The sequence below is a fragment of the Salinibacter sp. 10B genome (assembly GCF_002954405.1).
Taxonomy (GTDB): Bacteria; Bacteroidota; Rhodothermia; order Rhodothermales; family Salinibacteraceae; genus Salinibacter.
The window spans coordinates 2637464-2650042 of the sequence record NZ_MQWC01000004.1; the positions used below are offsets into that span (position 1 = coordinate 2637464).

The window sequence follows — 12579 nt, forward strand, 5'->3', positions numbered from 1 at the left end:
GCCGGACCGTGTGCGTCCGGGCTACGGCGCAGAGGTTGGAGGAGTGGTGGCAACCCCTACCCGCGAGTCGGCGGCTCCATAGTAGAGGAACCAGCGGTCCTGGAAAAACACAAGTCCCTCCAGAAAGGTCGTGCCCCGCTCGTACTGCCCGGTTCGCTCGAAGGCCCGTTCGGGCTTGATAAAGGGCTGCGGCGTGCGGTCGATCAACGCCGTTGGATTCTCGGCGTCGTACAGCGCCTGTCCCCCCGAGTACGTGCGATCCGGTAGGTTTGGATCTCCAGTCTCGCCGTCATTGCCTGCGTTGTACAGTACGACAATTCCTTGATCCGTCAGGATCGCAGGCGGTCCGGCCTCCACCAGCCACGAATCGAAGTGACCGTCTCGGGGCGTCAACACTGGCTTCAGGGCTCCCGTCGAGTCTCGGAGGGGCGTCCAGTCTATGAGGTTTTCTGACCGGGCGGCGTACACGTTGGGCACGCCCCAGTACATCCAGTAAGTGCCGTTGACCTTCGTTGCGACCAGGCGGTTACCCTCGACACGACTGAGGATTGCTCCCGATTTCGTCTCACGGTCGAGGGAGGGGAAAATTGGCCCATGCTTTGTCCAGTGGACGAGGTCCGGAGAGGTGGCGACGGCCAGTTGGGGCTGGTCCCGGTCCCACTGTGTGTACGTAAGCACATAGGTTCCATCCTCGTTCTCAACGAGACGAGGATCCTCGACCCCACCGGGCCACTCATGCTGCTTCTGCTCGTCCAGCTTCGGATAAAACACGGGAGTCGGGCGACGCGAAAAGTGGAGGCCGTCGCTGCTCGTTGCCATTCCGAGCCGGGACGTATGACCTCCAATTTTCATTGTCCCTGTTTTGTCTTCGGCCCGGTAGAGCACCACGACGGAATCTCCTCGAACGGCGGCGGCCGGATTGAATGTCGCCATGGCCTCCCACCGAACGGTCCGCTTTCGAATCGGACCATAAAACGTGGAGGTGGAGTCGGGAGTAAAGAGCGGGTTCACACCCTCTGGGCGCTGAAACGGCCCGATCATCCACTCGGAGGGCGTCGACGTAGAGTCGACGGTCACGGGTGAGGACTGGCCGTGAACGGAAGAGACGCCCCCGAAAAGAGCCCCGCTCGCAAGCAGGCTCGTGAGAAGAAAAAAGAGACAGCGCTCCATTGGCATGAGGTGTAGGGACCGGACAGCGAAACCGTTTAGGTCTACTCGAACGGCTTCGTCGGCGTTTCATGCAGTCGGGCAGCGAAGGGGCTCGGATGGAGTTATTCGGTCTCTTGAGAGGCATACGGCCCGAGGTGGATCGAGGGCTCATCGTAGCCGAGGAGAGTGGTTTGTACCCAGGCCGTGGCGTCGCGCTGGAGCATGGCGAGCGACGGCACCATGAGCATGAGCACGGCGGTGCCGAACAGGATGCCGGCGCCGAGGCTCACGGCCATCGGGATGAGGAACTGGGCCTGGACGCTCTGCTCGATGATGATGGGAAAGAGGCCGAGGAACGTAGTGAGCGAGGTGAGCAGGATGGGGCGGAAGCGCATCTGTCCGGCCCGCACGAGGGCGTCGGCCCAGCTGCGTCCCTTTGCGCGCTGCTCATTCGCAAAGTCGAGCATCACGAGGGCGTCGTTCACAATGACCCCACTGAGTCCAACGATCCCGAAGACACTGAGCAGGCCCAGCGAGATGTCGAGCGCGAGGTGTCCGATCAGCGCACCGATCCACGCGAACGGAATGGTGCTCATGATGACGAGCGGCTGCAAGTACGAGCGGAAGGGAATGGCCAGCAGGGCGTAGATGGCGAACAGGGCCAGCAGGAAGCCGATGACGAGCGAACTCTGGGCCTTGCGCTGCTGCCGCTGCTGTCCGCCGAACTGGTAGGTCATGCCCGGAATATCGCGCTGGATGGAGGGCAGCACGCTGCTGTTGAGGTTGGCGGTAACGGCACTGCCGGTCGTCACCGCCGAGTTGACGTCGGCGGTGACGGTGATGACGCGGCGGCCGTCCTGGCGGTTGATTTGAGTGGGGCCGTAGCTGACCGCCGCCGTGGCCACTTCCTCCAGGGGCACGTCGGCCCCGGACGGGGTACGGATCCGGTACTCGTCCAGGTCGGCGATGGCGTTGCGTTCGTCGTCGGGGAGGCGGGCGTAGACGCGCACCTCGTTCTGCCCGCGCTGCAGACGGTACGATTCGACGCCGAAGAATCCGGCGCGCACCTGCTGGGCGAGGTCGTTCAACGTAAGCCCGAGCGTACGAGCGGCAGGCTTCAGGTTGAGCTCGATCTCGCGCTTGCCCTGGTCGCGGTCGGACTGAATGTCGAACACGCCCCCGAAGCGCTCCAGCGAATCCCGCACGGCCGTCACAGCCCGGTCCAGCCGCTCTTCGGATGGAGCCGAAATCTCGACAGATACGGGCTCGCCCACCGACACGACGCTCGCGGTGAAGGCGAGGGAGCGAGCACTCGGAATCTGGCCCGTCTTCTCCCGCCACCGCTCTTCAAACTGCACGGACGTGACGGCCCGTTCCTCCGGATCGATCATCTCGAAGCTCACCTCCGCCACGTTCGACTGCGTGGGCGTAAAGCCGGCAGCATCGGGGCCGCTCGTGGCGCGCGGCTGCTGGCCGACGGTCACGTACACGTTCTGTACGAGATTCTGTCCTGCCTGTGTCTCCAGCTCCTCAATGGCGTCATAGCCCGTTTCTTGGAGCCGAGCCGTGATATTTTCGGTGCGCTCCGGCGTGGTCCCAGCCGGCATTTCCAGCTGGGCGGTCACCAGCTTGCCCTGCACACTGGGAAAGAAGGAGAAGCCGATGTAGCCGTTCGCGACGAAGCTGAACGAGATGAGCAGCAGCGCCAGGCCGCCACAGATCGTGACGCCGTAGCGTCGGGTGGCAAAGTTGAGGGCGTCGGTGAGCGGGCCGCGGACGAACGTCCAGAGCCCCGCTGCCACGCGCCGCCGCACCCGGTTGAGGCCGCGCACGAGAAGAGCGGAGGCCTCGTCATCGCGTTTCGGACTCTCGGAGAGGTGGTACGGCAGAATGAAGAGCACCTCCACCAGCGAGAGCAGCAGCACGATAATTACGATCGTCGGGATGTCGCCCAGGAATTTGCCGATCGTGCCGCCGATGAAGAGGAGGGGCATGAAGGCGGCGACGGTGGTGAGTACGGCAAAAATCACCGGAATCCCCACGCGCTGCGTCCCCCGAATGGCCGCGTCTAGTGGATTGCCCCCGTTCTCCTGCTCCGTGAAGACATTTTCCCCCACCACGATCGCGTCGTCCACCACGATGCCGATGGAGAGGATGAAGCCGAAGAGGGAGAGGAGATTGATCGACACGTCCAGAAACTGCATCACGATGAACGTCCCGATGAACGATAGGAAGATGCCCACGGACGTCCAAAACGCGAGGCGGGGAGCGAGGAAGAGCGTGAGGGCGACGATGACAAGCAGCAGCCCCAGGATCCCGTTTTCGATCAGCAGATTGAGCCGGCTGCGCAGATTCTCCGCCTGATTCTGCCAGATGGCCGCTTCGATCCCCGCTGGCAGGGACGAGGCTAAGTCCTCATCGAGATAGGTTTTCACCGTCTCTTCCACCTGGAGGACCTGCTCGTCGCCCGTGCGGAAGACGTTGAGAATGGCGGCGGGGCGGCCGTTGAAGCGGGTGATGAGGTCCGAGTTGGTGGCGAACCCGTCCTGCACCGTCGCCACGTCACCGAGTCGGAGGGTGGTGCCGTCGGGACGGGAGAGCAAGACGAGGTCCTCAAAGTCGGTCTTCGTGTAGTTCTGCCCCTCGGTGCGGATGGTGATCTCCTCCTCGGCCGTCTCGATGTTGCCGCCGGGGAGGTCGAGGCTGCCCTCGCGCACGAGCTGGGCCACGCGGCCCAGGGTGAGACCGTAGCTGCGGAGTGCCTCACGCGACATTTCCACCGAAATCTCGTAGTCCCGCACGCCGCTCAGCTGGATGAAGGAGATCTGCGGGTCCTGCGTGAGATCGTCCTTGACGCGCTGGGCCAGCTCCTTCAAGACGCGCTCGCTGGCGTCGCCGTAGAGGGCAATCTGGAGGGCCTGCTGGCGGTTGGTGACCTCGGTGACGATCGGCTCCTCGGCCTGTACGGGGAACGCCGTGATGCGGTCGACTTCCGATTTGATGTCGGTGCGGGCCCGCGAAAGATCGGTGCCGCGCTTCAACTCGGCGGTTACGAGGCCCACGTTCTCGCCCGCGGTGCCCAGGATGCGGTCGATGCCCTCCACGCCTTCGATCCGGTCCTCGATGCGGCGGACGATGGACTGCTCGACCTCTTCGGGGGAGCCGCCGGGGTACGTGACGCGGACCTGGACGGCGTCGAGGCTAAACTCGGGGAAGACCTCCTGTACCGTAGTGGTGGCCGCGCCAATGCCGCCCAGCAGAATCAGCAGCATCAAGAGGTTGGCCGCTACCCCATTTCGGGCGAACCAGTCGATTACTTTGTTCATCTGTAGAACGTTGGCGGGTTGAAGGTTGGAAGGTGGAGGGTCGGAGGGTTCAGAGTTGGAGGGTTAAGGGTTGGATTGGTCCCAGTCGATTTCATAGCGCACCCGTCCCTCTTGCACTCTTGATGCATTGGGGCGGGACTTCAGGTAGCGGATGAGTCCGTGGATCTGCCGGGATGCTGTATCGCCGAGATTGTACGTCTTGTTGAACTCCTCCTCGCTGATGTACTCCCGATCTTTGGCGAGATACAACTGGGATTGCACCTCCGCGGCGGATCCTCGTGCGCGACCGAGCAGATCAAGGAAAACCTTTTGGGTGCGGCTGTTGAAGCCTTCCGCAATGTTACTCATCACCGACACGGCGGCCCGCCGAATCTGATCGCGAAGACCGAAGTCGCTGGCAAACGGGTCGTCGTCAGATAGACCATACACGAGATTGCAAAGTTCTCGTCCCGTCTTCCAGGCGTCCAGTTCCTCAAATCGCGTAATCGTGGCCATCGTCTCTCAGGTACGATTTTCGTCGTCGAAAGAACGCTCAACACACACAACTTTTAACTCCCACCAACCCTTAACCCCCAACCCACTAACGCTCAACCCGAACTCTCATACTGTCGGAGTGGACGCGCAGGTCGGTCGTGATGATGCGGCTATTCGGATCGAGTGTTGGGGCCAGAAACGTTTGGTTTTCAACAGTTTGAATGAGCTCGACCGGTTGCTCCACGAGCATCGAGTCGCCCACGGCAGTCCAGACGGTCGGGGGCTGGTCTGGCGCACGCGTGTGAACGGCCCGGCGTGGGACCACGTGGTACGTTCCCGATTGCCGTCCTTGTATGTCGACCGTCGCGTACGTGCCCACGGCCAGCGGCGGAGGCGCCGTCCCATACGACTCGTCCGGCATGTGCGACGCGACCGTCCCGTTGTCCTCCAACCGGTACGGATTTTCGACCCGCACCACCACATCCACCGTTCGCGTCTGCTCACTGATGGCGCCTTCGACGCGGTGAACGAATCCGTCCCACGAGAAGGAAGTGCCACCGTAGGTGTGTGACACCGTGGCGGGCAGGTCCACGGACGTGCGCCGGGCGGCGGTCGACCAGAGATTTTGGATCAGGGCCGCTTTGCTGGACGGGAGGGAGACGACAATTTCCACCACCTCCGTGCCGTAGACGGTGGCGACGGGCGTGCCGGGGGCAAGGTAGGCCCCGAGATCGGCCTGCTTGGTGCGCACCATGCCGTTGAAGGGCACCTCCAGCGTCGTGCGGGCCAGGCGCGTCTCGGCGTTGTCGAGGGCCGCTCGTGCACTTTCGAGGTTGGCCTCGGCCTGGGCCACCTGCGGCTCGTTGAAGACCAGTCGCCCGAGCTCCGTGCTGTCCGGCTCCGGCGCCTGCCCCGTCCGCTCCCGAATGCGCTCGTAGTCGCGACGGGCGGCGCCTGCCTGCTCACGGGCCTGCAGGAGCTGTACCTTTGCCTGCGTGACCTGCGCCTCGGCTTGCTGCACGGCGTTCCGGTAGTCGGTGGGATCGACTTGGGCCAGTACTTCGCCGGCTTCAAAGCGTCCCCCGCTCACGAGCGCTTCCGACACGTCGACGAGCCGCCCGGCCACCTGTGTCGTGAGCTGAATTTCACGAACGGGGCGGACGGTGCCGGTGCCCCGCACGAGCAGGCTCCCGGAGCGCACGTCTACCGGCACGGTCGACACGAGGGGCGACTGCGGCGGGGGCTCCTCCTTCGGCGGCTGGGGCGCCAAAAGCCGAAGCAAGACGACGATAGCGACGGCCCCCACGAGGAGTCCGCCTCCGATGAGGTACCACTTGTAGTTGCTGAAGTCCATGACGCAAGTCGGTTGCGAAAAAACGAACGGACGACGGTCTCCACTTCCCGTGTCCCGCTAATCCGTATGGGCGGACCGGCGGTCAGCCATACGTGGAGACGCACGCTGCACCTACTGGAACAGGCGCGGGTCCTCGACCGAGTCGGTATCGGTCCACGTGCCGCCTAGGGCACGGTGGAGGGCCAGCCGGGCATTCACGGCCGCCAATCGTGCGGCGGCGAGGCGCGTTTGGGCCTGCACGAGGCCTCGCTCCGCATCCAGGAGCGAGAGCACGTCGCCGATGCCGCTCTCGTAGCGGTCGCGTTGGGTCTGGAACGAGGCGCGCGCCGAAGCCACCTGCTCTTGCAGGAAGCGGACGCGCTGCCGCTGCTTGTCGTAGGCCACGAGCGACGCCTTGACCTCCCGAAACGCGGTGAGGACCGTGTTCTGGTAGGCGGCGGCCTGCTGCTCGTAGCGGGCCTCGGCGGCATCCAGATTGGCGCGGAGGCGTCCGCCCTGGAAAAGCGGGGCGGTTAGCTGCGCGGCAAAGTTTGCAAACCGCTGGTCGATGTTAATCAGGCTTGCGAGGTCGCTGCTCTGTGTGCCGCCGGTGGCGGTGAGGGACAGGCTCGGCAGCATCTCGGCCCGTGCCACCCCAATCTGCTGGCGGGCGGCCTCCAATCGGAGGGCACTTGCCCGCACGTCGGGCCGCTGCATCAGCAGGTCGGACGGCAGGCCGGCGGGAATCGGCGACAGGTCGAGCGAGGCATCAATCGAGTCGGGGAGGAGGGCCTGCTCTTCGCCCGCGAACCGTCCGAGGAGCGTGGCAAGCCGACTCTCGGCGTCGTACAGCTGGCTCTCCAGCTGCGGCTGCTCCGACTGCGCGGCTTCCAGGCTCTGCCGGACGGTATACAGTTGAAACGACGGCGTGAGGCCCCGCGCGTATCGATCCTTCGTAATTTCAAGGCGTTGCTGCAGCAGGTCCACCGCCTTTTGGCCCAGCGCCACCTGTCGCTGCAGCGCGGCGACCTGGAAGTAGGTGGAGATTGTTTGGCTGATGACGGAGATGCGGGCCGTCTGCAAGTCGGCCGCCGTCGCAAAATACTGGCTGAGTGCCGCCTTGCGCTGGCTCCGCACGCGCCCCCAGAAGTCGAGCTCGTAGGAGAGGCCAAGGGTGGCCTGGTAGGTGGAGAACTCGAAGCGATCCGGGAACGACTGTTGCTGTCCACCGCCGGGCGCACCGCCACCATTTTCGCCGTTGCCTCCGTCCCCTCCACCGCTCCCGATCGCCCCCCCGATGCCTGTGTTGGCCGGCTGGTTCTGATAATTCAACTGCCCGTTGGCATTCGCGCTTGGGAAGAGGGGCGCACGTGCAATCCGAAACTGCGCCGCCAATTCCTCCACGCGGGCCTGGGCGGCTGCGAGGTCAAAATTGGCGGCGAGGGCCGTGTCCACGAGCGTCGTGAGCGTGGTGTCGCCGAAGGCAGTCCACCAGCGCTGGGCGTCGTAGCGGGCCGTGTCGGCGGTTGCGGCAGGGAGGACCGTATCGGCCGGGGCAAACGTGGCGGGCAACTCCCGTTCGGCTTCCGGAGCGGGCATCGACGGGGTGAGCGAGCACCCCGGGAGCAGGAGTCCGCCCGACAACAGAAGCACGCTGAGTAGGAAGAAGAAAGCAGAACGGTGCATGGGAGAGGTCGGAAAACAAGAAGAGCCGACCGGGCGGGTCGGCTGTACATTACGGATTGGGTCCGGGTCGTTAGCTCGGCGCAAGGCCGTGGTAGACGAGGTCGAACAGGTGATCTTTTCGGTTTTCCACGAAGGCGTCCCAGTTATTCTCTGCCGGGGGATGTACGATCTTCACCGTCGGTTGGGAGACGAAAAAGAACAGACACATAGAGATAACGGAGATGACCGTATGAGTGGGGTCCACCGACCGAATCTCTCCGGCCTGAGCCGCCGAGGCAATGGTTTCCACGAGAAACTTTGGCGGAGCGTCCCCGGCCTTCATTGCTTCGCGCAGATGCGTTCCAAGAAGCGACCCGCCTGTGAGGTTTTCATTCACCATGAGCCGCATGGCGTTCTCATTCGCACGCACAAAGTCCACGTAGCCGTCGATGAAGGCGCGGAGCGTCTCTTCGAAGGTAGGCGCCTCCTCCAGCGATTCGCCAAACGACGCCATGAAGCGCTGCATCGTAAAGCCGAACACCTCCTCGTACAGTGTCTCTTTGTCGCGAAAGTAGTAGTGGAGCATGGCCTTGTTGATGCCGGCAGCATCCGCAATTTCCTGCATCCGGGCCCCACGTTTGCCCTCGCGGGCGAAGACCTGCAGGGCGGCGTCGAAAATGGCCCGCTCAGTGTCGGAGTAGTCGGCGAGCGGGTCGGCAGCGTCGGGCATGAGGCAACAGTCCATCTCAATCTCAAAAGCAGACACCCAGGCCAACGAGATGACAACCGCCTGGTTCAACCATTTGGTTAAAACAGATGGGTAAGAATGGGTGAAGGGCACCGGTCATCTGGGAATCCTGATGCGGTGACGGTCCCCGTCGCGTCCTCGACGAAAGCGGCCCTTAACCCGTTCCTCACAGAGTAGAAATGGGCATCGCCCCGGACCTGTCGTGTACCACGGACGAGAGTGCGCGCAGGGATTCTGCGCTTCGTGTTTGTATTCCGACATCAATTTCGACCTTCCTATGACGTTCGACATCCCCCTGTTTGCTTCGTTGCTCCGCCGATGGTCGCTGCTCGGCATCGGCGTGTTGGCCCTCGGCCTGGTCGTCGTGGGGTGTGACAACAACGGCGGCGTTCCCGCCGAGGAGCGCACCGTTGCGGGCATCGTGTCTCTCTCTCAGGCCAATACGAGTACGCTCGCTGGTGCCCTTGAACAGTCCGATCTCGCTGATTCACTGAGCAATGAGGATACTACCCTCACGGTATTCGCCCCAGTCGACAGTGCGTTCGACAACATCGACAAGGAGGAGTTGACCGAAAACGACGACCTGCTCAGCGAGGTACTGACGGCCCACGTCGTGCCCGGGCGCGCCCTTACCGCCGATCGGATTGAGGACGGGAAAACGGTGGTCACCATGGAGGGCGACAGCCTCACCTTGTACGTCGACGACGGGGCCGTGCAGGTGAACGGGGACGCCGTGATCACGGCCGACATTGAAGGGACGAACGGCGTGGTACACCTCATCGACGAGGTTCTTCTCAAAACTGCCGACGCGGTGGACCGCGTCCGGCTGGCGCCGCAGTTTGGCCTCTTTTCCGACCTGGTGGGAGAGGGGGAGCTTGCAAGTGCCCTTCGCGAGGAGGACCGCACCGTCTTTGCGCCGACCGATCAGGCTCTCCTGGAGGCCTTCGACGAAAACGACAACGGGACGCTCGACGACGACGAATGGCCGAACGACGCCGGATCGACAGTGCGGTACCACGCACTGCAGGCGGTCTACTTTGCCTCCGACGTGCCCCCCTCCGCCACCGAGTATCCGACGCTGGAAGGCTCGAACGTGACCCTGAAGCGGAGTGACGACACCGTCACGGTGAACGACGCCGCGGTGACGAGCCCGGACATCGAGGTAGAGAATGGAGTCCTCCATGGCATCGATGCCGTTCTCCACCCACCGAGCCAGTAGTGGGGTCGGCACGGGGCATAGCATCTCGCCAGCTCACCATTGCCCTGCGTCCTTCAGCGCCGGGCCCGCTCCGTTCCAGGAGCGGCGTCCGGCGTTTGGCGTCGCGGGGAGGATTGCGGTGAAGGGCGGCGTTTTCGGGTCTCGGCGCTTCGTACTGCGGACGTTCCCCCTACCGAATGACCCGCAGCTTGGCGAATTTCAGCTTCAGCTTCTTGTTGCCGATGTCCGAGCCGAAGTAGACAACCGCGGTGGCCTTCTCGCCCTCGCCCTCCACGGATTGCACCTTGCCGTCCCCAAATTTTGAGTGCTCCACCCGGGCCCCCGGCACGATCTCACCCTGACCCTCGTCGTAGACGACGCGCCGCCCGCTGCCGCCGTCGGTCGATTCGATGCGGCGGAGCCCGTCCGACGAGCCCTTGTTTTTTCCGTTGCCGCTCAGGTTTTGCCGGTAGTAGTGCGGGTCCATCTCGTCGTAGCTTTCGGTGGACCCGCCGCCGGACGTGAAGCGGTCGGACTCCTGCTCCAGTTCGCCACCGGCTTCGGTGCGCACCACGTCGCTATCCACTTCCTCCAGAAAGCGGCTGCGCGTATTGGAGGTCTGCTCGCCGTAGCGGTACCGGCTGCGCGCCCAGCTGAGGTAGAGGCGCTTCTCGGCCCGCGTCACACCGACGTAGAAGAGCCGCCGTTCCTCTTCGAGTTCGCTTTTTTCCTGCGTCGCCTGCTCCAGTGGAAAGAGCCCTTCCTCCAGTCCTGCGATGAAGACGACAGGATATTCCGTTCCCTTCGCGGCGTGCAGTGTCATGAGCGTCACCTTGTCCCCCTCGTCCTCCGCTTCGTCCTGGTCGGTCATGAGGGCCACCTCTTGCAGGAACGTGCTGATGGTGGCGTCGTCCGTATTCGCCACGTACTCGGCCAGCGCACTGATGAGCTCCTGCACGTTTTCCCAGCGGCGTAGATTCTCCTGCGTGTGCTCCTTCCGCAGGTCGCTGAGGACGCCGGCATCCTGGATGAGGTCGCGCGCCAGCTCGTCGGCGGGCGTGCTTTCGGCCTTTGAGGCGTAGCGGGCGATGAGGTGGCGAAACTTGTCGACCGCGTTCACGGCCCGCGTGCCCAGCGTCTCGATGCTCTCGGCCCGTTCGATGGCCTGCCAGAGCGAGAGATTGTGTTGCTGCGCGTAGCGCTGGAGCCGTTCCTGCGTCTTGTCGCCGATGCCGCGCGTGGGGTAGTTGATGACGCGCTGCAGGCTGGCGGAGTCGTTCGGATTCACCAGCAGCTTGAGGTACGCCAGCACGTCCTTGATCTCCTTCCGCTCGTAGAAGGAGGTGCCGCCGATCACGCGGTAGGGCACATTCTCCTTGCGCAGCGCCTCCTCAATGGCCCGGCTCTGGGCATTGGTGCGGTAGAGAACCGCAAAATCGCCATGCTCCATGCCTTCGCGCAGATGCAGGTCGCGGATCCGTCGCTCAATCTTCTGCGCCTCGTCCTTCTCGCTGAGCGCCTCCATGAGCGCCACGTACTCGCCCTCCGCATTGTCCGTCCACAGGCTCTTCTCGATCTGGTCGTCGTTCTGGTCGATGATCGAGTCGGCCAGCCGCAGAATGTTTTTGGTGGAGCGGTAGTTGCGCTCCAGCCGGATCGTGGTGGCCTCCGGGTAGTCCTGGTCGAACGAAAGGATGTTGGTGATGTCGGCCCCGCGGAAGGCGTAGATGCTCTGCGCGTCGTCACCCACCACACAGAGATTTTGGTGGCGGTCGGCCAGCTTGCGGGCGAGAACGTACTGGGCCTGGTTCGTGTCCTGGTACTCGTCAATGTGGACGTACTGCCAGCGCCGCTGGTACTTTTCCAGCACGTCCTCGTGCTCGTTGAAGAGCTCGATTGGCTTCAAGAGCAGGTCGTCGAAGTCGAGCGCGTTGGCCTGTTGCAGGGCGCGCTCGTAGGCCGGATAGATCTTCGCCGCCGCCTCCTGCTGATCGCCCCGCGCCAGACTCTTGTATTCTTCCGGCCCGATCATCTGGTTTTTGGCACTCGAAATCATGCGCTGTACGGCCCGCGGCTTCACCACGTCCCGGTTGACACCCGACAGCTGCCGGGACTGCATCTGCTGCTTGATGATGCGTTTCGAGTCGGAGGTGTCGTAGATGGAGAAGTCCTGCGAGTAGCCGATCTTGTCGCCCTCCATCCGCAGCAGGCGAGCGAACGACGAGTGAAAGGTGCCCACCCACATGCCGCGGGCGTCGTCGCCCACAAGGTCTTCTACGCGCTCCTTCATCTCGGAGGCGGCCTTGTTCGTAAACGTGAGCGCCAGAATGTCGCGCGGCTGGGCCCGACCGGTGGCTAGGAGATAGGCCATGCGGTGGGTGAGCGCGCGCGTCTTGCCGGAGCCCGGCCCCGCGATAATCATGACGGGGCCTTCGGTGGTCGTCACGGCCTCGCGCTGCTTCTCATTGAGGCCGTCGAGGATCCGTTGTTCGGCCTCTGGGTCGGGATCGACGGTCGTGGGCTCGTCGCGAGTGAGGTGAATGCGGCGCATGCGGGAGACGGTAGTTCAGAGAAACGGAAACACGACATCCCTATGTACGGCGTGGTCGGATCTGCGTTCGCCCCGAATGTTGCGGCGGGAGAGGCAGGACGCCGAGGGTCGGACACGATGAGAGGGACGTCAGCG

The 12579-nt window shown here is 63.6% G+C and carries 8 protein-coding genes; 1 reads left to right on the forward strand and 7 read right to left on the reverse strand.

The annotated features are described in order from the left end of the window. Positions 1-21 precede the first annotated feature (21 nt). From BSZ35_RS10895 to BSZ35_RS10920, 6 genes are all read right to left on the reverse strand, one after another. Positions 22-1170 carry a glycoside hydrolase family 130 protein gene (locus BSZ35_RS10895; protein WP_105012459.1) on the reverse strand — a complete coding sequence of 383 codons (1149 nt, stop codon included), beginning with the start codon at positions 1168-1170 and terminating at the stop codon, positions 22-24. Positions 1171-1271: 101 nt separating this feature from the next. Further along, positions 1272-4475, reverse strand: a complete 3204-nt coding sequence (locus tag BSZ35_RS10900; protein ID WP_105012460.1) for an efflux RND transporter permease subunit — start codon at positions 4473-4475, stop codon at positions 1272-1274. A gap of 63 nt (positions 4476-4538) precedes the next feature. Next, positions 4539-4970 (reverse strand): four helix bundle protein, encoded by a 432-nt coding sequence (locus tag BSZ35_RS10905; protein ID WP_181149292.1) that lies wholly within the window; start codon positions 4968-4970, stop codon positions 4539-4541. Between the two features lie 85 nt (positions 4971-5055). Next, complete coding sequence (locus BSZ35_RS10910) at positions 5056-6303, reverse strand: efflux RND transporter periplasmic adaptor subunit (RefSeq protein WP_105012461.1); 1248 nt, start codon at positions 6301-6303, stop codon at positions 5056-5058. Between the two features lie 111 nt (positions 6304-6414). Beyond that, entirely contained in the window at positions 6415-7968 is a 1554-nt protein-coding gene (locus BSZ35_RS10915) for an efflux transporter outer membrane subunit (RefSeq protein ID WP_105012462.1), read from the reverse strand. A gap of 70 nt (positions 7969-8038) precedes the next feature. Further along, positions 8039-8677, reverse strand: a complete 639-nt coding sequence (locus BSZ35_RS10920) for a TetR/AcrR family transcriptional regulator (RefSeq protein ID WP_258096191.1) — start codon at positions 8675-8677, stop codon at positions 8039-8041. Positions 8678-8972: 295 nt separating this feature from the next. Between BSZ35_RS10920 and BSZ35_RS10925 the strand changes: the two genes are divergently transcribed. Then, entirely contained in the window at positions 8973-9914 is a 942-nt protein-coding gene (locus BSZ35_RS10925; protein ID WP_105012463.1) for a fasciclin domain-containing protein, read from the forward strand. 169 nt (positions 9915-10083) lie between these two features. On the opposite strand, the gene BSZ35_RS10930 is transcribed toward BSZ35_RS10925, so the two are convergent. Next, entirely contained in the window at positions 10084-12444 is a 2361-nt protein-coding gene (locus BSZ35_RS10930; RefSeq protein WP_105012464.1) for a UvrD-helicase domain-containing protein, read from the reverse strand. Positions 12445-12579: the final 135 nt, after the last annotated feature.